Here is a 22,027-nt window from a genome sequence, read left to right as displayed (position 1 = left end):
TCAACCATACAGTGGTACGTGCTAGTGTTGCCTGCGTGATCTGTTCGCCTGATGGTGAGGGCTGTAGTACCGGGCCGGGCTCTGCCCGGCTGCTGATTCCGCCGAGGCCGCCCGTCCGCGGCTCGGTGAAGGCCGAGGGCAGCGTCCCGGCATGTTGATCTCCATCGGACTCCTCCTGATCGTCGCGTTGACGGCCGTCACGGGCTACTTCGTGGCCCAGGAGTTCGCCTACGTCGCGGTCGACCGGGGCAGGCTGCGTCAGCTGGCCGACGCCGGGGACGACGCCGCGCGGCGGGCGCTGCGGGTGACCGGCCAGCTGTCGTTCATGCTCTCCGGCGCGCAGCTGGGCATCACTGTGACCGCGCTGCTGGTCGGTTACGTCGCCGAGCCGTACCTGGGCGTGGGGCTGGCCGAACTGCTCGGCCTGGCCGGGGTGCCGGCGGCGGTCGGCCTTCCGGTGTCGGTGGCGGCGGCGCTGCTGGTCGCCACCGTGGTGCAGATGGTGCTCGGCGAACTGGCACCCAAGAACCTCGCGATCGTCCGCCCGGAGCGGCTGGCCCGGGCGCTGAGCCGGTCGACGCTGGCCTACCTGAGGATGGCCGGTCCGGTCATCCGGCTGTTCGACGCCGCCGCGACCCGGCTGCTGCGCCGGGTCGGCGTGCAACCGGTCGAGGAGCTGCCGTCCGGCGCCACCGCCGACGAGCTGGCGCGCGTGGTCGCCGCGGCGCGCGCCGATGGTCACCTGGACGTGGAGACCGCCCACCTGCTGGCCCGCGGGCTGGAGTTCCGGCAGCGTACCGCCGGGCAGGTCATGACCCCGCGCGTCGACGTGCACACCGTGCACGCGAGCGACCCGGCGATCCGGGTGGTGCAGCTGATCGACACCGGTCACTCGCGCTTCCCCGTCATCGGCGACGGCGGCGTGGACGACATCGTCGGCGTGGTCGGCGTCAATGACGTGCTCGCGCTGGAGGCGCCCGAACGCGCCCACACCCCGGTCACCGCGGTGGCGACGCCGGCGCTGCTGGTACCCGAGACCCTTCCAGCGCTGGTGGTGCTCGACCGGCTGCGGGCCGAGCACCGGCAACTGGCCTGCGTGGTGGACGAGTTCGGCGGCTTCGCAGGCGTGGTCACCCTCGAGGACGTCGCGGAGGAGCTCGTCGGCTCGATCCTCGACGAGGACGACCCGGCCGAACCGGGAGCGCTGCGGCGCCCGGACGGGTCGTGGCTGGTCCCCGGCCGCTGGCGGGTCGACGAGGTCGCCGACGCGACCGGCGTGACGCTGCCGGAAGGCGAGCACTACGACACGGTCGGCGGCCTGGTGCTGACCCGACTGGGACGGGTTCCCCGACCCGGTGACCGCGTCGAGATCGAGGTACCGGGGCCGCTGACGGCCGACGGTGGTGACCCGCCGCGGGTCATGCTGGAGGTCATCGCGGTGCGGCGGCACGTGCCGGCCTCCGTGGCGGTCCGCGACGGTGTGGCGGTGTCGGTATGAGTACCACCTGGGCACTGGTCGTCTCGGTACTGCTGCTGGCCGGCAACGGATTCTTCGTCGCCGCCGAGTTCGCGCTGGTGGCCAGCAAGCGCCACCGACTGGAAGAGGCCGCGGCGCACGGGAACCGGGCCGCGGTCGCGGCGCTGGCCGGTAGCCGCGAGCTGTCGGTCATGCTCGCCGGCGCCCAGTTGGGCATCACGCTGTGCTCGCTCGGCATCGGCGCGCTGGCCGAGCCGGCGATCGCGCACCTGCTGGATCCGGTACTGGCCGCGCTGGGCCTGCCCCACGAAGTCAGCTACGCGGTGGCGTTCGGCATCAGCCTGGTGCTGGTGGTGTTCGCGCACATGGTGGTGGGGGAGATGGCGCCCAAGTCGTGGGCGATCAGCGACCCCGAGCGCTCCGCGCTGCTGCTGGCGCTGCCGTTCCGGGCGTTCGCCCGGCTGGCGCGCCCCGCGCTCACCGCGCTCAACGGGATGGCCAACCTCGCGCTGCGGGCGGTGCGGGTACCCCCGGCCGACACCCTCGCCCAGGCGCACGGCCCGGACGACCTGCGGATGCTGCTCGAACAGTCCCGGGAGCACGGGCTGCTGCCCGCCGACGAGCACCAGCTGCTCACCCGCCTGCTACAGGTGCAGGACACGACGCTGGGCCAGGTGATGGCACCCCGCGACCGGATCGTCGCGGTGGACGTACAGGCCGACGCGCACCGGGTGGAGCGGGTCAGCCACGGTGCCGGCCGGTCCCGGCTCGCCGTCGTCGACGACGGCCGCATCGTCGGCCAGGTCCACGTACGCGACGCCATCCGGGCCGTCACCGCGGGCCGGGCGGCGCGGGCCGGTGAGCTGATGACGCAGCCGCTCACCCTCGACGTGCGGGTGGCCGTGCCGGCGGCGGTCACCGCGATGCGACAGCACCGCGCCCAGGTCGCCTTCGTCACCGACGCCGGCGACGTCGTCGGCCTGGTCGCGCTGGAGGACCTGCTGGAGCAGGTCCTCGGCGAGTTCGACGACGAGACCGACCGCACCCCTGCTCTTACCACCGCAGTCCCGAAGGAAGTGAGGACACCATGCAACGCCATTACAACGGGGTGAAGACCGCCCTGCTGCTCGGGCTGCTCACCGCGTTCATCCTCGCCGCCGGCTACTGGATCGGCGGTAGCGCCGGCCTGGTCATCGGCCTGCTGCTGTCGCTGGCCATGAACGCCGCCAGCTACTTCTGGTCGGACAAGCTCGCGCTGCGGTCGATGGCCGCCCAGCCGGTCAGCGAGGCCCAGGCACCCGAGCTGTACGCGATGGTCCGCGAGCTGGCCACGACCGCCGGCCAGCCGACGCCCCGCCTGTACGTCAGCCCGACCCCGCAGCCGAACGCGTTCGCCACCGGCCGCAACCCGGCCAACGCAGCGGTGTGCGTCACCGAGGGCATCCTGCACCTGCTCACCCCGCGCGAACTACGGGCCGTGCTGGGCCACGAACTGTCGCACGTGTACAACCGTGACATCCTCATCTCCAGCGTGGCGGCGGCGCTGGCCGGCATCATCACCGCCGTGGCCAACCTCGCCCTGTTCCTGCCGTTCGGCTCCGACGACGAGGACGCGCCCAACCCCTTGACGGTGCTGATGATGCTCATCCTCGGCCCGATGGCCGCGGGGCTGATCCAGCTGGCCATCAGCCGCAGCCGCGAGTACCAGGCCGACGCCGACGGCGCCCGGCTGTCCGGCGACCCGCTGGCCCTGGCCAGCGCCCTGAACAAGATCGAGCACGGGGCGCAGGTGCTCCCCCTGCCGGCCGATTCGCAGTACGCCTCGCACGCCCACCTGATGATCGCCAACCCGCTCGCCGGCGGCGGCCTGGCGGCGCTGTTCCGGACCCACCCTCCGACCGCCGACCGGATCCGCCGCCTGCACCAGATGGCGAGCACTCCTACGGCGTCGCGCTGAGCACCCGGCGCGGCGCGCCGGCAGCCCCGGCGCGTCGCGCCGGTGGTACCGCCCCGGTCCGACCGGCGGTGGCCGTCACGGGCCCAGCCGGTCGGGTGCGCAACCAGCCCCGTACTCCCTGTTGTCGATGACGCCCGGTACACCTTGGTAAGGAGATCCTGATGGTTTTCAAGAAGATGCTCGGCGCGCTCGGCGTCGGTGGCCCGTCGGTGGACACGGTGCTCACCGACCCGAACACCCGGCCCGGTGCGATGCTGCAGGGGCAGGTCCACCTCGAGGGCGGCAAGAACGACGTCGACATCGAGCATGTCGCCGTCGGTCTGGTCACGCGGGTCGAGGTCGAAGGCGGTGGCAGCGAGTACAACAGCATGGTCGAGTTCCATCGGGTACCGGTGACCGGCCGGCTGCACCTTCCGGCCGGCGCCCGCCAGTCGATCCCGTTCCAGTTCCCGGTTCCGTGGGAAACGCCGATCACCGACGTGTACGGCCAGCGGCTGCACGGCATGACCATGGGCCTGCGTACCGAGGTCGCCATCGCCCGGGCGGTCGACAAGGGCGATCTCGACCCCGTCTTCGTGCACCCGCTGCCCGTCCAGGAGATCATCCTGGAGGCGATGGGTCGGCTCGGCTTCCGGTTCAAGTCCGCCGACCTCGAACGTGGGTACCTGCGCGGCGTGCACCAGAGCCTGCCGTTCTACCAGGAGATCGAGTTCTGGGCGGCACCGCAGTATTCCCACGCGCTCAACGAGGTGGAGCTGACCTTCGTCGCCAACCCGCACGGCCTCGACGTGATCATCGAGGTCGATAAGCGGGGCGGGCTGTTCACCGGCGGCCGTGACGTCTTCCACCACCTGCGCGTCGACCCCGCCACCGCCGACCGGACCGACTGGGCCGCGCAGATCGACGGGTGGCTGAACCAGGCCGTGCTCCCCCGCGCCGGGCACTACGCCCCGCCCGGTTACGGCCACGGCTACGGTCAGCCGGGGCACGGGTACGGTCAGCCGGGGCATGGCCACGGCCGCGGTGGCTTCGGCGCCGGCGCGGTCATCGGGGGCGTGGCCGCCGGCCTGGTCGGCGGCTACGTCGCCGGCGAGATCATGGACGAGGTCTTCGACGGGGATGGCGGCGAGGACCTCGCCACCGACTTCGGCGACTTCGGGGAGTAGTCCCGGGGTGCCGGGAAGTGGCCGGGGGCCGGGGAGCGGCCCCGGGTGCCGGGCCACCACGTTCGCCGGGCCACCACGTTCGCCGGGCCACCACGTTCGCCGGTGGCCCGGCGCCCGGCCCCAAGATCCGTGCAATGTCGCCGATATTGCTGCTTCCTCACGCGGGATAGCAGCAATGTTCGCGACATTGCACGGATCTTGGGGCGGGGCAGGCCGGGTCAGCCGGCGCGCTCGACCGCGGCGAGGTCGACCGCGACGTGCTCGAGCGCGTCTATGGCCTCCTGCATGCCGCCTTCCATGCCGGAGTCGATGTGCGCGTCGCGGCCTGCCTTGTCGCGGTGCTCGACGAGCACCTCCAGCAGGGTGCGGCCGTCCTTCTCGGTCAAGGTGGCCGTGACCAGCGCCGCCTGCTCCTCGGCGTCCGGGATACCCTCGTACACCTCGGTGTTGACCAGCCGCTCGGCCGGGACGATCTCCCGGTACTCGCCGTGGAACGCGACCTCGAAACCCCCGTTGGCCACGAGCGCGTAGCGCCACCGGCCGCCCACCCGCAGGTCGACGTCGGCGACGGTGACCGTGCCGCGTTCGCCGCCCCACCATCGCCGGATCAGGTCCGGCGTGGTGTAGGCCTTCCAGACCAACCGGGCGGGCGCGTCGAACTCGCGCGTGATCATGATCCGCGTGTCGGTGGGGAGCGTCACCGTCGCCGTGCCGCTACTCGTCATCGCCGTCTCCGATCTCTGTGTTGTTGAGTTCCGCGTCCTTGAGTTCCGCCAGCACCGCATCCATCCGGTCGAAGCGCTCCGACCAGAGCCGCTCGTACTTCGTCACCCAGTCGTGGATCGGTCTCAGCGGCTCGGGGTTGAGCCGGTACATCCGGTTGCGCCCCTCGTCGCGGACATCCACCAGGCCGACCTCGCGCAGCACCCGCAGGTGCTTGGAGACCAGCGGCTGGGCGAGGCCGAGCAGTGTGACGAGGTCGTTGACGGCGAGTTCGCGGCCGGAGAGCAGATCCAGGATCTGTCGCCGCCGCGGCTCGGCCACCGCGTTGAACGCATCCGTCGTCGTCGCCGCTCGCGCCATGGGACAATCGTATACCCATAAGGGAATGCGTCAAGCGGGGTCGGCGGCTCCGATCCATGACGGCCCGTGTCCGGGGCGGGGTGACTCAACTACATCTTGTAGGGTCTCCGGGAGGTCGGGTGGCGGGTCCGCGGACGACGGGTGGGTGTCCGGCCCGGTGAGGGAGGTTGTGCGTGACCGGTAGTCGCGGCTCGGCAGCGTCGGCGCTACGGCCCGGTACCCGGAGCCGGGTCGCGTCGGTGTCGCGCCCGGTGCTGGTCGCGGTGGCGGTACTCCTCGCGACGTTCGGGCTGGTGCTGTTGCTGGTCGAGGCCGCGTGGCGGCCGCTGGCCGGGGCGGATACCGGTCTCCGGGACGGCCTGTACCGGTACGCGCTCCGGCACCCGGGCTTCGTCACGGGGATGAAGGTGGTCAGCAACGTCGGGTCGTCGTCGGTGTACCTGGTGCTCTTCGCGGTGGTCGTCGGCTGGATGCTCTGGCGTCGGCGGTACCGCCTGGCGGTCTACGTCGTGGTCACCGTCGTCGGCAGTTCCCTGCTCAACAACGCGGTCAAGATCGGCGTGCACCGGGCCCGCCCGGTCCTGCCGCATCCGGTCGCGCACGCCAACGGAATGAGCTTCCCGAGCGGGCACGCGCAGGCGGCGATGGTGACCTGTGCGGTGCTGCTGCTGGTGGTGATCCTGCCGAGGCTGCGCCGGCCCTGGTCGGTGCTGGCGGCTGCCGGGTGCGGGCTGATGGTGCTGGCCATCGGCTTCTCCCGGATCGCGCTCGGGGTGCACTACCTCTCCGACGTGGTCGCCGGTTATCTGCTCGGCGCGGCGTGGGTGACGGCCATGACGGCGGCGTTCGGCGCGGTCCGGATCGCGCGCGACGCCCGGTCGATGCGGCCGGGCTGACCGGCCATGGTTCGACCGTGATCCGGTACCGGCCGGCGCGACCCAGCTCCTGATCCTGATCGGGTTGCTGGCGGTGGAGGCGGTCGTGGTCGTGGTGACGGTGGAGTTCGTCGCGCATGGCTGGCTGCGTCGGCCGTGACGCCCAACGGGCGCGGCGACCAGCCGGGTGGCCGGTTCCGGACGCCACGAGCGGTACGTTTACCGGAGCGCTCGCGTACGCTCGAAGGCCGGCCGATCACGCCATGATGGGTGTGGTCGCAGTCGATGGTGGAGGACTGGTGGTTCAACGACCGGCGCATGGCCGACGGGCGAGTGGCGCGCTGGAGGGTGAGGTGCTCGCGGCGCTGTGGGCGGCCGACGGCCCGCTCACCCCGGCGCAGGTCCAGGCGGCGCTGGGTACCGGGCTGGCGTACAACACCGTCCATACGATCCTGACCCGGCTGTACGACAAGCGCCTGGTCGTCCGGGTGCGCGAGGGTGCCCGCAGCGGATACCGGCCGGTCAAGGACGCCGCGCAGGATGCCGCCGACCGGATGCGCACCGTGCTCGAGAGCGGGCGCGACCGGGCCGAGATCCTCCAGCGCTTCGTGACGGCGCTGAGTCCCGACGACGAGCGGGTCCTGCGCGCCGTGCTGAGCGACGACGGGCAGGGGTAGCGCGCCACGCGGTGGCGGCGTTCGCCTACGGACCCAGTTCCCCTACATCGTGTAGGGTTTGGCCGTGCATGCTCTCCATGGCGCGCCCGCGCTGGCCGTCAACGTGCTGGACGCCTCGTCGATGATCCGGTCCTTCGGGCTGTTCGGCGTCCTGGCCCTGATGTTCGTGGAGACCGGCCTGCTGGTCGGCTTCTTCTTCCCCGGTGACTCGCTGCTGTTCCTGGCCGGCATCGCCGCCTCCCCGGTGGCGACCGACATCCTCCACATGCGGCCGTTGCCGCTGCCCGCCCTGCTGGTCGGCGCGCCGGTGTGCGCGGTCGCCGGCGCCCAGCTCGGCCACCGCCTCGGTGCCCGGTACGGCACTCGGTTGTTCACCCGGCCGGACTCACGGCTGTTCAAGACCGAGTACGTCACACGGGCCGAGGAGTACTTCAATCGGTACGGTCCGGCGAAGGCGGTGACCCTGGCCAGGTTCGTCCCGGTCGTGCGTACCTTCATCAACCCGGTCGCCGGCGTGCTCCACATGCCGGCCCGCCGGTTCCTGGTGTGGAACCTCGTCGGCGGCCTGCTGTGGACCGACGGCGTGCTGCTCCTGGGCTACCTGCCGGCGCGCAAGCTGCGGGACACGATCGGCGCGGCCAACATCGACAAATACCTGCTGCCGGTCGTCGCCCTGATCGTGGTGATCTCGCTGGTGCCGCTGGTCGTCGAGGTCCTGCGTAACCGCCGCGCCGGACGGGGGGCGGCATGAGCGGGCACCTCACCTACCCGGAGGCCATCGTCGTCGGCGCCCTGCAGGGCGTCGCCGAACTGTTCCCGGTCTCCAGCCTCGGGCACAGCGTGCTCCTCCCGGCGCTGGTCGGCGGCCGCTGGGCACGTGACCTCAACGTCTCCACCCCGGAGTCGCCGTACCTGGCGTTCATCGTCGGCCTGCACGTGGCCACCGCGCTGGCGCTGCTGGCGTTCTTCTGGCGGGACTGGGTCCGCATCATCACCGGGTTCCTCACCTCACTGCGGTACCGGCGGGTCCGCACCGCCGACGAGCGCCTGGCCTGGATGATCATCATCGCGACCATCCCGGTCGGGGTGACCGGCCTGCTGCTGGAGCACACGTTCCGCACGGTGCTGGGCCGCCCGGTGCCCGCGGCGGTCTTCCTCGCGGTCAACGGCGTCATCCTCTATGGCGCCGAACGGCTGCGCCGCGGGGCGGCGGCCGACCCGACCACCGCGGCCGCCACGATGGCGACCGTGGCCGGTGGCTCGTCGGACGCGCCGTACTCCGAAGGCATCGCCGCCGACCGGCGCATCGCCGGGCGTACCGTCAAGGACACCACGCTGATCGGCGCGGCGCAGATCCTCGCCCTGCTACCCGGCATCAGCCGGTCCGGCTCGACCATGGCGGCCGGGCTGCTGCGCGGCCTGTCCCACACCGACTCGGCCCGGTTCTCGTTCCTGCTGGCCACCCCGGTCATCTTCGCCGCGGGCGCGCTCAAGCTGCCCGACCTGTTCGGGCCGCTCGGCGCCGGCATCCACGGCCAGGTGCTGGCCGGAAGCGTCGTGTCGGGGGTGTGCGCCTACCTGGCCGTACGGTTCCTCACGCGGTACTTCGAGACCCGCACGCTGACCCCGTTCGCGGTGTACTGCCTGGTCGCGGGCCTCGGCAGCCTCGCCTGGCTGACGCTGGCCTAGGTCGGACCCGAGCGCGGGCGGCGGAAGGAGCACGGGCGGAGGGTAAGAAAGCACTCGCGGCGGGAACCCCGTTCGCCGAACGGGGTTCCCGCCGCGCGCGGTGTGCGGGCCGACGGAGGAGTGGTCAGGCGGTGGGGCTGACCGTCGGCGTCGGGGTGGACGGCTGCGCGGGGGTCGGCGTCGTGGCGCCCGGGGGCGTCGGGGCGGGTACGACCTTGCGGTGCCGCGGGCCACGCTCGTCGCCCGGGCCGTTCGGTCCCGGGCCGTACGGCCCGGGGACGCCGGGTCCGGGGCGCTCGCCGGGGCCCCAGCGTTCGACCCGGCCCACCTCGTGCCGGTCGCCGAAGCCGTGCGAGACCACGGCCCCGGCGATGAACCCGCCGCAGCCGATGACGCACGCCGACACGAACGCCAGCGCGGTCACCCATACGCCCAGCGGGCCGGGCAGCCGGCGGTACCACGCGGGCCGCGGCGCCGGGGAAGGCGCGGTAGCCGGGCCGGCGGACAGCGGAGTGGTCGCGGGCTCCGGCGGCGGTACCGGTCCGGGCGGCGGCACCGGTCCGGGCTGTTCGGGAGTCTCGGGGTGTTCAGGTGCATTCGTCACGGTGGGCTCCAAGGTTGACATACCGGTCGGTAGCCCATCGTGTGCGGCGCCGGTAAGAGCGGCCGAGGCCGACCTTAAGAATTCGATGAGAATCGCCGGCCGGGTGCCGCGTCCACCGGGTGGCCGGCCGGAAGCCGTACCGAAAACAGCGCGCCGCCGGCCGTGGACCGGCCGGCGGTGACCGTGCCGTGGTGCTGGGCGACGGTCTGCGCGACGATCGCGAGACCGAGGCCGGAGCCGGGCATCGACCGTGCCGAGGTCGCCCGGTAGAACCGTTCGAAGACGCGGGGCAGGTCACGGTCGTCGATGCCCGGCCCGGCGTCGGCGACGGTGAACAGGACGCCGCCGGCCTCGTGCGACAGCGTCACCTCGACGGTCCCGCGTGCGGGACTCCACTTGGCCGCGTTGTCGAGCAGGTTGAGCACCATGCGTTCGAGCGCTTGCGGCCGGCCGGTGACGACCGCGGGCCGCAGCGCGGTCTCGTACGTCACCGAGGTGGCCCGCAGTCGGGCCCGCTGCACCGCGGCCGCCACGACGTCGGCCAGGTCGACCTCCTCGTCCGGCTCCGGGCTGGCGTCCTGGCGGGCCAGCTCGACCAGTTCGTTGGTCAGCTGGGTCAGCTCGACGACCTGTATCTCCAGGTCCTGGAGCAGTTTCGCCCGGTCCTCGGCGGGCAGCAGCCGGCCGGTGTCCGTGGTGTCGGCCCGGATCAGCAACTCGATGTTGGTGCGCAGGCTGGTCAGCGGCGTACGCAGCTCGTGGCCGGCATCCTCGACGAGGGTGCGCTGCGCCGTGCGGGACGACTCCAGTGCCGCCAGCATCGCGTTGACCGACCGGGCCAGCCGGGCGATCTCGTCTTCGCCGCTCACCGGGATCGCGGCCTGCAGGTTCTGCGTGGCGGCGACGTGCTCGACCGCATCGGTCAGACGCTCGACCGGCGCCAGCCCGGCCCGCGCGACCGTACGCCCCAGCAGCGCGGCGCCCGCGACGCCGGCCAGGCACCCGAGCGCCAGCAGCAGGCCGAGCGCGCCGAGCGTACGGTCGGTGGGGTCGCGGGGGACCGCCACCTGCACGGCGCCCCCGCCCTGCGCCGGCACGGTGAGCATCCGGTAGGTCGTCGACCCGACCTCGACCTCTTCCCGCGCGTTGGCCCGACCGCTGGCGGCGATCGCCCGGGCCGCCGGCGTCACCGGCAGCACCGGCATGACGCCCGCCGCCGGCGTGCCGGTGGGGTCGAGAACCTGCCAGCGCGGACCGATCACCCGGCGTACGCGCGGACCGGGGCCGCCGTGCCAGTCACCGTCGCGGCCGTCGGGCTCCACCGGCGCGACCGCGGACGGCAACTGGTCGGGATGCGTGGCGATCACGCCGGCGTCCGCGCTGAGCTGGGCGTCCAGTTGCCGGTACAGTTCGGCGCGCACGGCCAGCCAGGCGAGCGAGCCGACGGCCACCACGGCGACCGCGACGGCCACGGCCACGATCGCCGACAGCCGCGCCCGCAGCGACAGCCTCGCCCACCGGGCGGCCACCGGGTTCACAGCGGCTGCTCCCGTAGCACGTACCCGACGCCGCGCACGGTGTGCAGCAGGCGGGGCTCGCCGCCGGCCTCCAGCTTGCGGCGCAGGTAGCCCAGGTACACGTGCAGGCTGTTCGAGGTCTCGCCGAAGTCGTACCCCCAGACCTGCTCGAACAGCACCTGCCGGGTCAGCACCTGGCGGGGATGCCGCAGGAAGACCTCGAGGATCGCGAACTCGGTACGGGTCAGGCGCACCGCACGGGCGCCCCGCCGCACCTCCCGGGTCTGCGGATCGAGCGTCAGGTCGGCGAAGCTGAGCACCGTCGCGGGTCCGGCGGCCGCGACCGGCTCGGCGGGGCCGGTCAGCAGCGACCGGCGCAGCAGGGCGCGCAGCCGGGCCAGCAGTTCCTGGAGGGCGAACGGTTTGACCAGATAGTCGTCCGCGCCGGCGTCCAGGCCGGCCACCCGGTCGCCGACGCTGTCGCGGGCGGTGAGCATGAGTACCGGCAGCAGCAGGCCCTCCGACCGCAGCCGCCGGCACGCCTCCAGGCCGTCCAGGCGCGGCATCATCACGTCCATGATCACGGCGTCGGGCTCCTGGCTGCGGATCAGGTCGATCGCGTCGACTCCGTCCACGGCGACGGCGACCTCGTAGCCCTCGAACCGCAGCGTCCGCGACAGCGAGTCGCGCACGGCGGCCTCGTCGTCGACCACCAGTACCCGCATCCGACGCTCCTGTCCCGGCTCCCGCGCCACGGTCCCGGCTCCCGCGCGCTCCGCGGGCGCCACGGTGCTCCACCCCTGATGAGCAGCGTACGGGCCGGTTCCGTGCTCCGGCGATCACCACCTCACCGGCTCGACCTGCGGATAAGAGTCGCGTAAGAAACGGGTAGGAGCGCGGTAAGAGGCGCGCCGGCGGCCCGTACGGGCAACTCGGGCCGCCGCGTCACCGATGCCGGACGTGCCCGGCGACGGCGACCGGGTGCAGGCTGGCGCCGTCGAACAGTTCCTCGCCGCGGTGCTGCACCATCAGGGTCGCGGCCGACAGCACCAGCAGCAGCGCGGTGACGACGGCGATGCTGGCCGGTCGGGACGGCGGGGGCGGGACCAGCAGAGCGCGGACCCGGTCGGGTACGTCGCCGCCGGTCGCGGCGAGGGCGACCGGGCCGGTGCGGTCGGCGTCGCGGGTGAGCAGGGCGATGCGGGCCAGCGTCCGGGCGGTCAGGCGGCGGTCGCCGACGGTGGCGGCGGCGTCCTCGTCGGCCCACCGCTCCGCGCATCGGGCGGCGGCGCGGGCGGTCGGGCGCAGCAGCGGGTTGGCCGCCGCGGCCAGGTCGGCGACGAGCAGCCACCAGGCGTGCCGGCGCACCAGGTGGGAGGTCTCGTGGGCGAGCACCACCCGCCGTTCGTCGCTGGTGAGGGCCCGCAGCAGACCGGTGGTGACCACGATCCGGCCGGCCGGATGGGGGGTGGTGAACGCGTCCGGCCGCTGGTGGTCGACGACGACGAGGGCGCCGGCGGCGGCCAGGTGCCGGCAGGTGCGGTAGGTGGCGACGAGGGCGGCGCAACGGCGGGCGACCACGACCAGCCACCATCCGGCGGCGGGCGGCAGCAGGACGGCACTGGCGGCGGCCACCTGGACGGGGATGGGGCTGGTCGAGCGCAGGATCGCCGCCGACCAGTCGCCCAACGCGGCGACCAGTGGCAGTTGGCCGATCCAGGTGAACGCCATGACGGCGGTGACGAGGACGCTGCACCCGGCGACCAGGACGCTGGCGGCCACGAGCAGCCGGGTGGCCGCCGCGGGTGGCAGTCGACGGCCCAGGGCGGGGCCGACGGCCGCGATGAGCAGCGACACCGCGATGGCGATGACCACGGCGGCCCTCACCGGGTGCCACCCTCGTCGATGCGGCCGATCAACTGGATGAGGGCCCGTTCGTCGTCGTCGCTGAGGACCCCGACGAAGCGGCTGAGCACGGCGACCCGGTCGTCGCCGGTCTCCAGCAGTCGGTGCATCTGCCGGGCGGTCACCTCGGCCCGGTCGGCCACGGCGGTGTAGGCGAAGGCCCGGCCGGACCGCCTGCGCGCGACCAGCCCCTGCTCGCACAGCCGGGCCAGCACGGTCATCACCGTCGTGTACGCCAGGTCGAGGTCGATGGCATCGCGTACCTGAGCGGGGGTCATCGGGGTGTCGGAGGCGAGCAGGACGTTCAGGACCCGCTGCTTGAGGTCGCCGCGTGCCCGGCGCTCCACGTCCATGCCGTCGCCCTTCCTGTCCACGGCGCCCTGCGCGGCGAGTATCTACTACGCAAGAGAGTAGTAGGACGCGCGGCCGGATACGTCATCGATCCAGGTGCACGTGTTCAGTCGCGCTTCCGTAGGCGGTCACACGAGCCCCCTGACGTCCGGTTCGCCAGAGACATCTCGTCGCCGCCACGGTCACCGTCGGCACGTACCCCAACCGCGAGGCTATCGGCGCGAAGCGCCACCTGCGCTATGCCGCGGGCGGCGGCAGCGGTACCGGCTCACCACGGGGGAGCCGGGACCGCCCGAGCCGGGCTCCGGGGACTCGGCTCAGGCGGGGCTGTTCGCCGCCCACTGGACGCCCACCACGCCGAGCAGTTTCAACGCCTCAGCGGCCGGGCTGCCCGGCGCGGCGCTGTAGATGACCAGCCGCTGCCCGTGCCCGGCGACGTCCAGCACCTCGCACTCCAGGGTCAGCTCCCCGACCACCGGGTGACGGAAGTGTGTGGTGGTCGAGCCACGCCGCACGCACACCCGCAACTGCTCCCACCGTCGGACGAACTCACGACTCGTCGCCCGCAGCCGGGCGATCAGGTGGTGGATGCCCGGGTCCTCCGGGTACCGGGCCGCGGCGGCGCGCAGATCGGCGACGCACTCGTCGGCGAACGCGCTACCCTGCGGATCCGCGAGCGCCGTGGCGGAGCACTCGCCGGCGAACAGGTTCCAGATCATGTTGCGCCGGCCGGGCGGCCACCTGGACGGGTCGCCGAGCAGCGCGGCCGCGAGCTGGTTCCAGGCGAGGATCTCGTACTTCGCGTCGATCACGTACGCCGGTGTGTCGTCGAGCCGGTCGAGCAGGTGCAGGACACCGGCGGGCACGTCCGGGCTCGGGCTGGCCGGCGGGGTGGGCACCTCGCCGACCAGGTGGTACAGGTGCGCGCGCTCGGCGTCGTGCAGTCGCAGCGCCCGCGCCAGCGCGGACAGCACCTGGCGCGACGGGCGCGGCCCGCGGGCCTGCTCCAGCCGGGCGTAGTAGTCCACCGAGATGCCGGCGAGCCGGGCTACCTCCTCGCGGCGCAGGCCTGGCGTGCGCCGTCGGGTACCGGCGGCCAGCCCCACGTCGCCGGGGTGCACGCGGGCGCGGCGGCTGCGCAGGAACTGGGCGAGCTGGGAGCGGTCCATGTGGTCATCTTCGCGGCGGCGGGGACCCGTAGCCAGGGACCGTCGATCCGTGGTTCCGCCGGTCTCTGCACGGGCCGCCGCGACCGCCGCAGACTCGGCGCATGAGCGAACCACGGATCGCCCTCGTGTCGGGGGCCAACAAGGGGATCGGGTACGAGATCGCGCGCGGGCTCGGTCGGGCGGGGGTCACGGTGCTCGTCGGCGCGCGCGACCCCGGCACCGGTACCGTCGCGGCCGAGAACCTGGCCGCCGAAGGGGCCGTCGCGGTGCCGCTGGAACTGGACGTGACCGACCCGGTGTCGGTCGCGGCCGCCGCCGCCCGCATCGAACGCGACTACGGCCGGCTCGACATCCTGGTCAACAACGCCGGCATCCTGCTCGAACACGGCCGGAAGCCCAGCCAGACGCCGGTGGAGCTGCTGGCGCGCACCTATGCCACGAACGTGTACGGCGTGGTGGCGCTGACCAACGCCCTGCTGCCGCTGATCCGGCGGGCCCCGGCCGGGCGCATCGTGAACATGTCCAGCGGCCTGGGTTCCCTGGCGTTGACCAGCGACCCGCGGCACCCGTACGGCCAGGCGCCGCTGCTGGCGTACAACTCGTCGAAGAGCGCCCTCAACGCGGTCACCGTCTCGTACGCCAACGAGCTGCGCGACACGCCCGTCAAGGTGAACGCCGCCGATCCCGGCTACTGCGCGACCGACATGAACGGCCACTCCGGGCCGCGTACCCCGACGCAGGGCGCGGTCGCCGCGATCCGGCTGGCCACCCTGCCCGACGACGGTCCGACCGGCGGCTTCTTCGACGAGGACGGCGTCCAGCCCTGGTGACCGGATCGGGCGGGCCCGTCCGTCCACACGCGCCGGTGTGCGGCCCGGTCACGGTACGGTGGTCGCGGCCGGGACGCACACCGGTGCTCGCCGAAGGGGTACGGGGATGGCGGACAGGTGCGAGGTGCTCGTCCTGGGCGGCGCGGGAGTGGACACGGTCGTCTACGTGCCCGAGCTTCCCCTGCCGATGGCGGACAGTTACCACGTGCCGGCGATCCGGACCCGGGCCGGCCAGACCGGCGACGGGGTGGCGCTGGGGCTGACCGCCCTGGGCGCGCGGACCGCGCTCGTCGACGTGGTCGGCGACGATCCGGAGGGCGATCTGGTGCGCGCTCTGCACGCGCGCCACGGGGTCGCGTTCACCGGGATCGCGACGCCCGCGGGTACCAAGCGGGCGGTCAACCTGGTCGACCCGGCCGGCCGGAGGCTGTCGCTGTACGACAGCAGCCGCGGCCACGAGGCCGACCGCCTGCCGGTCGCGCTCGTCGCCGACCTGGCGGCCGGCGCCCGGCACGTCCATGTGTCGATCACCCATCCGTGCCGGCACGCGCTCGCGACGGTGCGCGCGTCCGGCCGCACCGTCTCGACCGACCTGCACAACTGGGACGGGGTCGAGCCGTACCACGAGGCGTTCGCGTACGAGGCCGACATCGTCTTCCTGTCCACCGCCGCGCTGTCCGACCACGGGGCGACCATGCGCCGGATCCTGGCGCGGGGGCGGGCCCGCGTCGTGGTCGCGACGGCCGGTGCCGCCGGAGGGTACGTCCTGGCGAGGGGCGAGGCGGCGCCGCGGCGGTACCCGGCGGTCGCGCCGCCGGTACCCGCGGTCGACAGCAACGGCGCGGGCGACGCCTTCGTGGCCGGGTTCCTCCTCGGCGCGCTCGCCGGGGAGCCGGTCGAGACGTGTGTCCGCTACGGCTCGGTGGCCGGCGCGCACGCCTGCACCGTCCCGAGCACCGAGGTCGGCCCGATCGACCGGGCGACCCTGCTGGCACGCAGTCGCGCCGTCGGCACCGCCCCGGCCTAGCACCGCTCCGGCCGGGCCCCGCTCCCGGCTCCTGCGCGGGTGGATGGTTAACGGCAGGTGAACGGCAGTGAAAGTTTGGCAATGGGTCAGATTTCCGCGCGTCCGGCCGATGTTCGACACATCCCGTTTCGGCTGGGCTGCGGCGATGGCGCCGCCGAATGCAAGGAGGCTGGCGGTCATGGCATCGCACGTGGACCCCGCAGACCCCCGCGGAGTGGACCGGCGGGGTCTGCTCGGCTGGTTCGCCGACCGAAGGGTCGGCACCAAGATCATTTTCACCGCGACCGTCGGCATCATCCTCGCGGTCCTGGTCGGGGCGCTCGCGCTCGTGCGCATCAGCGACCTGCGCACGTACCGGCAGGAGGAGGTGGGCCGGGCGGTGCCCTACATCATCGGCCTGGAGAACGCGGCCCTCGCGGCGAAGTCCGCCGCCACCGACGAGCGCGGCTACCTGATGGCCGGTGACGCGAAGTTCAAGACCGAGTTCTCCGGCCGCCAGACGGTCGCCGACGCGGCCCTCCAGCAGGCCCGTGACGCGGCCGCCACGCCGGCCGAGGTCGCCACCGTGGACAAACTGAAGACCAGCGTCGACGGCTGGTTCAACGCGGTCAACGCGGAGTTCGCCCTCTTCGACAGCGGTAACCGGGCCGGCGCGGTCGAGGCCGGCTACGGGCCCAACCGCGACCTGCGCAAGGCGTACGAGACGGCGCTCGCAGCCGAGATCGACCGGGCCAGCAAGGCACTGGTCGCCGCCAAGGGCTTCGACGCCACGGTCCGCAGCGCCGAGTACAGCGTGCTGGCACTGATCGGGATCGGCCTGGTGGTCGCACTGGCGCTGGCGGTGTACGTCGGGCGCCTGGTCGTCGTCCCGCTGCGCCGGGTGGCCCACGTCCTACGGGCGGTCGCCGACGGCGACCTCACCCAGCAGGCGGTGGTACGCCAGCGGGACGAGGTCGGCGAGATGGCCGACGCCCTGGGTACCGCTACCGGCAGCCTTCGCGACACGGTCCAGGCGCTGGACGACGCCGCCGGGGCGCTGGCGGCGTCGGCCGAGGAACTGTCGGTCACCAGCGGCCGGATCAACGACGGCGTCGCCGACGCGGCACAGCGGGCCTCCGCGGTCTCCCGGTCGAGTGAGGAGACCTCCCGCGGCGTCACCGCGGTCGCGACCGGCGCCGAGGAGATGGGCCAGTCGATCCAGGAGATCGCCACGAACGTGAGCCAGGCCGTCGAGGTCGCCGGCAAGGCGGTGGCGACGGCCGACTCCACCAACACCGTCGTCGCGCGCCTGGGCGAGTCGTCGACCGAGATCGGCAACGTGGTCAAGGTGATCACCTCGATCGCCGAACAGACCAACCTGCTCGCCCTGAACGCGACCATCGAGGCCGCCCGCGCCGGTGACGCCGGCAAGGGGTTCGCCGTGGTCGCCAGCGAGGTCAAGGACCTCGCCCAGGAGACCGCCCGGGCCACCGAGGACATCAGCCGGCGGATCGAGGCCATCCAGGGCGACACCGCCAGCGCGGTCACGGCCATCGGCGAGATCTCCCACATCATCGGCCGCGTCAACGACTACCAGACCATGATCGCGTCGGCCGTGGAGGAGCAGACGGCCACCACGGCGGAGATGAGCCGCAGCGTCCACGAGGCGGCCACCGCCGGCAACCAGGTGGCCGAGAGCGTCGCCGGCCTGGCGGACGCCGTACAGGTCGCGGCCACCGGTGTCGGCGAGGCCAGCGCCGCCGCCCGGCACCTGGCCGAGATGTCGGCGCACATGCAGCAGGTCGTGGGGCGCTTCCGGTACTGACCGCACCCGGCGGGGGCCGGCCCCCCGCCGGGTGCGATCGGTGGTGGCCTGTCCGGGTCCGTCAGCCCGGCCTCGCCCGGCTGTAGCGGTCCGTCCGGGTCGTCAGGCCGGCGCGCCGGTCGGTTCGGACCGGCGACCGCGGTCGGTCACCTCGCGTTCGAGGTCGGCGGCCCGGACCGTACGCCGGGTCGCGGCCACGACGCTCAGGACCAGTACGGCGAGGACCGCGACGACACCGGCGGTGGAGACCGGCCGGGGCAGTCGGGTGATCCGGTACATCCCGGCGGCCGTGACCGCCGCCGCCGGGATCGTCGCCACCCAGGCCACGCTCATCGACCCGAAGGTGCGCCAGCGCACCGGCCGCTGTACCGTGCCGACGCCGGTGACCGCGCCGGAGACCGTGTGTGTGGTGGAGACGGGGGCGCCCAGGGCGGTCGAGGCGAACAGCGCCGTCGCGGCCCCGGCCTCCGCGGCGAAGCCGCTCACCGGCCGCAACGGCGTGATGCGGGTGCCGAGGGTACGGACGATCCGCCAGCCTCCCGACAGCGTGCCCGCCGCGATCATGGCGTGGGCGGCCAGCACCACCCACAGTGGGATCCGCAGCGCCGCCCCGGACCGGTGCAGGTAGCCATTCGCGACCAGCAATGCGGTGATCACGCCCATGGTCTTCTGGGCGTCGTTGGTGCCGTGGCCGAGCGACACGGCGGCGGACGACACCAGTTGCAGGGCCCTGACCGGCCGGCCGCTGCCGTCCGTCCGCGTGCCGCGGAGCACCGCCCGGGCGACCACCATCAGCAGCGCGCCCAGGACGAGGCCGGCGACCGGGGAGACGACCATGAACAGGGCGGCCTTACGCACGCTGCCCCAGTGGATCGCGTCCAGTCCGCCGGCGGCGACACCCGCCCCGGTCAGTCCGCCGATCAGCGCGTGGGACGAGGAGGTCGGCAGCCCGAGCCACCACGACACGTAGTTCCACACCACCGCACCCAGCAGGGCCGAGAAGACGACGGAGGTACTCGCGACGCCGAGCCTGACGGTCTGGCCGATCGTGTTCGCCACGGCCGTACCGAAGACCAGGAACGCGACGAAGTTGAAGAACGCGGCCCAGAGTACCGCCCAGCGCGGCCGCAGGACGCCGGTGGACACCACGGTGGAGATCGAGTTCGCCGAGTCGTGGAAGCCGTTGGTGTAGTCGAACACCAGCGCGAGAGCGACGACACCGACGGTCGCCGCGAACATCGCCGACATGGGTCAGAACCTGCCCCGGCCGGGTGATCCGGCCGCCAACGGACGGTGAACATCCGGCTACACCGGCCGGCGGCCCTCCGACACCGGCCGCCCGCCGGTGATGATGTCGGCGATCACGGCCGCCGGGTCCGACTCGAACAGCGCCAGCCCGGCAGCGCGCTGCCGCCGGCCCCGTACGCCGTCGGTCAGCTCGACGAGGGTCGGCCCGAGCGCGTCGCGGCTGTGCACCAGGCTCACCACGCCGGCATAGTCCATCGTGACCGCGTTCGCCGTGCCGTGCCCGGGTATCGGCCGGTAGGTGAGCACGGGCAGCCCGCACGCCATGGCTTCCAGCGCGGTCAGCCCGCCGGCGTTCTCCACCAGGACGTCGGCGGCCTGCAGGAGGGATGGCATGTCGTCCACCCAGCCGAAGACCCGCCCGATGTCCCGCCGGCGCAGCCGGTGGTACAGGGCCGCGTTCCGTCCGCAGACCGTGATCGGGACCGCCACGTCGGTGGCCGCGATCTCGGTCGCCGCCGCCTCCAGCTCGCCGACGCCCCACGAGCCGGCGACGAGCAGCGCGAGCCGCTCCTGCGACGGCAGGCCGAAGCGTTCCCGCGCCTGCCGTTTCACCGCGGCCGAGACGGGGCGGCACTCCGGCGACACCAGCCGGCCGGCCACCCGGACATCGTCTGCGCCGTGGGCGAGCGCCTGCGCGCGACTCGTGTCGTGGGCCGCGCAGTGGACGTCGACTCCGGGGGAGACCCAGATCGGGTGGACGGCGAAGTCGGTCAGGTAGGTGATCACGGGTACCGCCAGCTGGCCGTCGCGGCGTAACGGGCCGAGCAGTTGGCTGACGATCGGGTAGGTCGACACGACCGCGCGGGTGTCCGCGGGCAGCACCCGACGCACCCGTGGCCGTACCGGGCGGAGCAGGGCGCGGGTGATCGGAGCCGCGCCGGAGAACCGGCAGCCGATGGCGAACAGTCCCTCGTAGACCCACGGCAGCCGTATCAGCATGCCGTGGTAGGTGCCGCGGAGCAGCCGCCCGATCCGCCACGGGAAGATGTCGGTGACGTCCAGGCAGTCGACCTGGAAGCCCCGGCCGTCGAGCCGGTACGCCAGCTCGCGGGTCGCGCCGTCGTGTCCGGCACCGGCACTGGCGGAGATCACCACGACGCGGGGGCGCCGGTCGTGGCCGACCGGGCGTAGCTCGGGAATGGACACGGGGCTGCTCTACCACGATGGGCGCGGGTTAACCGTCGACACGCCCGGCCCCGTGGTCGGCGGCCGGGCGCCCGGCCGCCGACCACGCGTGGGTTGACCGCGCGGAAACGGGGAAGCGGTCGCTGCGGCCGACGGGACGGCGCTGACTCGGGAGGGTACTGATGCGGATCGCGGGCCGGGTCGCGCTAGTCACCGGCGCGTCGTCCGGTATCGGCCGGGCGAGCGCCCTCCGGCTGGCCGACGCGGGCGCGCGGCTGATCGTCCACGGCCGTGACCAGGCACGACTGTCGACGGTGGCCGAGCGGACGGGCGGAGTCCCGCTGGCCGGGGACCTCGCCGATCCGGCGGAGGTGGACCGCCTGGCGGCGGAGGCCCGGCGGCTCGGTGAGCCGGTCGACATCGTCGTCCACAGTGCCGGGATCGGCTGGGCCGGACCGTTCAGCGGGATGGATCCGTCCGACATCGACCGGCTGGTCGCGGTCAACCTGGTCGCGCCGATGCGACTCACCCGGGCGTTGCTTCCCGCGATGGGTACCCGCGGTCCCGGGTACCTGATGTTCGTCACGTCGATCGCCGGCCGGATGGGCGTGGCCGGCGAGGCGGTCTACTCGGCGACGAAGGCCGGCCTCGACAGTTTCGCCGAGAGCCTGCGGCTGGAGCTGCGTGGCTCGCGGGTGGGGGTGGGTGTGCTGGTGCCCGGCGTGGTCGCCACCGAGTTCTTCGAACGCCGGGGGCGGCCGTACGAGCGGGCCAGTCCCCGGCCGCTGCCCGCCGGTCAGGTCGCCGATCTGTTGGTCCGGGCGATCGAGACCGGTGACGCCGAGCGATACGCGCCGGGCTGGCTGCGGCTACCCGTCGCGGTACGCGGCGCCGCGCCGGGACTGTACCGGCGACTGGCCGCCCGGTTCGGCTGAGGAGACCCGGTGGTCGCCGCCGTGCAGGCCCGGCCCGTTCCTTGGCAGCCTCGGCGTGGCATGGCCAGCGGGCGCCCGCGGCTCGATCGACGCTGACCGTTCACGCTCTGTAGGCGGGAGCGTGAAGCCGGGGCTCACGCTGGTCAGCGCTGTCCCACACGTAGAGCGCCGGCTCCTGCCAGCGTTCGCGCGTGCCGGCCAGTTCGGCCAGGACGCCCCCGGCCGCGCGAAGGCGCTGCGCGAGCCGGTCCCGTTCGGCTTCGATCGCGCCGCAGGCTGCTGCGCGTGCCCGGTCCTGGTCGGGGTAGAGCTGGTCGAGGGCGTGGGTGTCGGGGGCCTGGCCGACCTCGGCGACCCATTCGGCGCCGGCTGGCCAGACGCGGCCGGCGCTGACGGTCGCGGCACTGGGTAGGCCGGTGACCCCGCTGTCCCGCGCGGCGTCGAGCACGGCGGCCAGCGTGATCGGTCCTCGGGAGTCGATGAGGGTACGGGCGGCCCGTAGCCTGGGACAACCGCTCGTCCTGGGAC

At 73.4% G+C, this 22,027-nt stretch carries 23 protein-coding genes; 12 read left to right on the top strand and 11 right to left on the bottom strand.

Going from position 1 to position 22,027, the window contains the following annotated elements; genetic code table 11:
- Positions 1-151 precede the first annotated feature (151 nt).
- From ACNTMW_RS01720 to ACNTMW_RS01705, 4 genes are all read left to right on the top strand, one after another.
- The gene (locus ACNTMW_RS01720) at positions 152-1,498 is read left to right on the top strand and encodes a hemolysin family protein (RefSeq protein WP_426631500.1); all 1,347 of its coding nucleotides are present in this window, start codon (positions 152-154) and stop codon (positions 1,496-1,498) included.
- A complete protein-coding gene (locus tag ACNTMW_RS01715; RefSeq protein ID WP_426631499.1) occupies positions 1,495-2,589 on the top strand; it encodes a hemolysin family protein in 1,095 nt (364 codons plus the stop codon). Before ACNTMW_RS01720 ends, ACNTMW_RS01715 begins: the two co-directional genes overlap by 4 nt.
- A complete protein-coding gene (gene htpX / locus ACNTMW_RS01710; protein WP_426631498.1) occupies positions 2,565-3,434 on the top strand; it encodes a zinc metalloprotease HtpX in 870 nt (289 codons plus the stop codon). Before ACNTMW_RS01715 ends, htpX begins: the two co-directional genes overlap by 25 nt.
- Positions 3,435-3,595: 161 nt before the next feature.
- Positions 3,596-4,600 (top strand): sporulation protein, encoded by a 1,005-nt coding sequence (locus ACNTMW_RS01705; RefSeq protein ID WP_426631497.1) that lies wholly within the window; start codon positions 3,596-3,598, stop codon positions 4,598-4,600.
- A 218-nt stretch (positions 4,601-4,818) separates the two neighbouring features.
- Here the strand turns inward: ACNTMW_RS01705 and ACNTMW_RS01700 are convergent, their stop codons facing one another.
- Positions 4,819-5,325, bottom strand: a complete 507-nt coding sequence (locus ACNTMW_RS01700) for an SRPBCC family protein (RefSeq protein ID WP_426631496.1) — start codon at positions 5,323-5,325, stop codon at positions 4,819-4,821.
- A complete protein-coding gene (locus ACNTMW_RS01695; protein ID WP_426631495.1) occupies positions 5,315-5,683 on the bottom strand; it encodes an ArsR/SmtB family transcription factor in 369 nt (122 codons plus the stop codon). The genes ACNTMW_RS01700 and ACNTMW_RS01695 overlap by 11 nt, the downstream gene beginning before the upstream one ends.
- A gap of 173 nt (positions 5,684-5,856) precedes the next feature.
- On the opposite strand from ACNTMW_RS01695, the gene ACNTMW_RS01690 reads away from it, so the two are divergent.
- The 4 genes from ACNTMW_RS01690 to ACNTMW_RS01675 all read left to right on the top strand — a co-directional run bounded on the left by ACNTMW_RS01690 (position 5,857) and on the right by ACNTMW_RS01675 (position 8,924).
- Entirely contained in the window at positions 5,857-6,579 is a 723-nt protein-coding gene (locus tag ACNTMW_RS01690; RefSeq protein ID WP_426631494.1) for a phosphatase PAP2 family protein, read from the top strand.
- A 278-nt stretch (positions 6,580-6,857) separates the two neighbouring features.
- Positions 6,858-7,235 (top strand): BlaI/MecI/CopY family transcriptional regulator, encoded by a 378-nt coding sequence (locus ACNTMW_RS01685; protein ID WP_426631493.1) that lies wholly within the window; start codon positions 6,858-6,860, stop codon positions 7,233-7,235.
- 64 nt (positions 7,236-7,299) lie between these two features.
- Positions 7,300-7,986 carry a DedA family protein gene (locus ACNTMW_RS01680; protein WP_426631492.1) on the top strand — a complete coding sequence of 229 codons (687 nt, stop codon included), beginning with the start codon at positions 7,300-7,302 and terminating at the stop codon, positions 7,984-7,986.
- A complete protein-coding gene (locus tag ACNTMW_RS01675) occupies positions 7,983-8,924 on the top strand; it encodes an undecaprenyl-diphosphate phosphatase (protein WP_426631491.1) in 942 nt (313 codons plus the stop codon). Before ACNTMW_RS01680 ends, ACNTMW_RS01675 begins: the two co-directional genes overlap by 4 nt.
- A gap of 124 nt (positions 8,925-9,048) precedes the next feature.
- Here ACNTMW_RS01675 and ACNTMW_RS01670 read toward each other — a convergent pair whose 3' ends face one another.
- The 6 genes from ACNTMW_RS01670 to ACNTMW_RS01645 all read right to left on the bottom strand — a co-directional run bounded on the left by ACNTMW_RS01670 (position 9,049) and on the right by ACNTMW_RS01645 (position 14,470).
- On the bottom strand, positions 9,049-9,528 hold the full coding sequence (locus tag ACNTMW_RS01670; RefSeq protein ID WP_426631490.1) for a hypothetical protein: 480 nt from the start codon (positions 9,526-9,528) through the stop codon (positions 9,049-9,051).
- A gap of 74 nt (positions 9,529-9,602) precedes the next feature.
- Positions 9,603-11,066: a HAMP domain-containing sensor histidine kinase gene (locus ACNTMW_RS01665; RefSeq protein ID WP_426631489.1), complete on the bottom strand. Its 1,464-nt coding sequence runs from the start codon at positions 11,064-11,066 to the stop codon at positions 9,603-9,605.
- Positions 11,063-11,770: a response regulator transcription factor gene (locus ACNTMW_RS01660; protein WP_426631488.1), complete on the bottom strand. Its 708-nt coding sequence runs from the start codon at positions 11,768-11,770 to the stop codon at positions 11,063-11,065. Before ACNTMW_RS01660 ends, ACNTMW_RS01665 begins: the two co-directional genes overlap by 4 nt.
- 220 nt (positions 11,771-11,990) lie before the next feature.
- Positions 11,991-12,932, bottom strand: a complete 942-nt coding sequence (locus ACNTMW_RS01655) for a M48 family metalloprotease (RefSeq protein WP_426631487.1) — start codon at positions 12,930-12,932, stop codon at positions 11,991-11,993.
- Positions 12,929-13,324 carry a BlaI/MecI/CopY family transcriptional regulator gene (locus ACNTMW_RS01650; RefSeq protein ID WP_426631486.1) on the bottom strand — a complete coding sequence of 132 codons (396 nt, stop codon included), beginning with the start codon at positions 13,322-13,324 and terminating at the stop codon, positions 12,929-12,931. Before ACNTMW_RS01650 ends, ACNTMW_RS01655 begins: the two co-directional genes overlap by 4 nt.
- 294 nt (positions 13,325-13,618) lie before the next feature.
- Positions 13,619-14,470, bottom strand: a complete 852-nt coding sequence (locus ACNTMW_RS01645) for a helix-turn-helix transcriptional regulator (RefSeq protein WP_426631485.1) — start codon at positions 14,468-14,470, stop codon at positions 13,619-13,621.
- Between the two features lie 101 nt (positions 14,471-14,571).
- Between ACNTMW_RS01645 and ACNTMW_RS01640 the strand changes: the two genes are divergently transcribed.
- The 3 genes from ACNTMW_RS01640 to ACNTMW_RS01630 all read left to right on the top strand — a co-directional run bounded on the left by ACNTMW_RS01640 (position 14,572) and on the right by ACNTMW_RS01630 (position 18,131).
- Positions 14,572-15,300, top strand: coding sequence for an SDR family oxidoreductase (locus ACNTMW_RS01640; protein WP_426631484.1), 729 nt, complete (start codon positions 14,572-14,574; stop codon positions 15,298-15,300).
- Positions 15,301-15,406: 106 nt separating this feature from the next.
- On the top strand, positions 15,407-16,327 hold the full coding sequence (locus ACNTMW_RS01635; RefSeq protein WP_426631483.1) for an adenosine kinase: 921 nt from the start codon (positions 15,407-15,409) through the stop codon (positions 16,325-16,327).
- Positions 16,328-16,505: 178 nt separating this feature from the next.
- Positions 16,506-18,131: a methyl-accepting chemotaxis protein gene (locus ACNTMW_RS01630; RefSeq protein ID WP_426631482.1), complete on the top strand. Its 1,626-nt coding sequence runs from the start codon at positions 16,506-16,508 to the stop codon at positions 18,129-18,131.
- A gap of 102 nt (positions 18,132-18,233) precedes the next feature.
- Here the strand turns inward: ACNTMW_RS01630 and ACNTMW_RS01625 are convergent, their stop codons facing one another.
- Positions 18,234-19,379: an inorganic phosphate transporter gene (locus ACNTMW_RS01625; protein WP_426631481.1), complete on the bottom strand. Its 1,146-nt coding sequence runs from the start codon at positions 19,377-19,379 to the stop codon at positions 18,234-18,236.
- A 57-nt stretch (positions 19,380-19,436) separates the two neighbouring features.
- Positions 19,437-20,585 carry an MGDG synthase family glycosyltransferase gene (locus tag ACNTMW_RS01620; RefSeq protein ID WP_426631480.1) on the bottom strand — a complete coding sequence of 383 codons (1,149 nt, stop codon included), beginning with the start codon at positions 20,583-20,585 and terminating at the stop codon, positions 19,437-19,439.
- Between the two features lie 161 nt (positions 20,586-20,746).
- Here ACNTMW_RS01620 and ACNTMW_RS01615 point away from each other — a divergent pair, with 161 nt between their 5' ends.
- A complete protein-coding gene (locus ACNTMW_RS01615) occupies positions 20,747-21,499 on the top strand; it encodes an SDR family NAD(P)-dependent oxidoreductase (protein ID WP_426631479.1) in 753 nt (250 codons plus the stop codon).
- 100 nt (positions 21,500-21,599) lie between these two features.
- On the opposite strand, the gene ACNTMW_RS01610 is transcribed toward ACNTMW_RS01615, so the two are convergent.
- Positions 21,600-21,947, bottom strand: a complete 348-nt coding sequence (locus ACNTMW_RS01610; RefSeq protein ID WP_426631478.1) for a hypothetical protein — start codon at positions 21,945-21,947, stop codon at positions 21,600-21,602.
- Positions 21,948-22,027: the final 80 nt, after the last annotated feature.

It is taken from the genome of Planosporangium spinosum (assembly GCF_049999945.1).
GTDB classification, from domain to species: domain Bacteria; phylum Actinomycetota; class Actinomycetes; order Mycobacteriales; family Micromonosporaceae; genus Planosporangium; species Planosporangium spinosum.
Note: the sequence above shows the minus strand (reverse complement) of the source record. Positions and strands in the feature narration are given on the sequence as shown.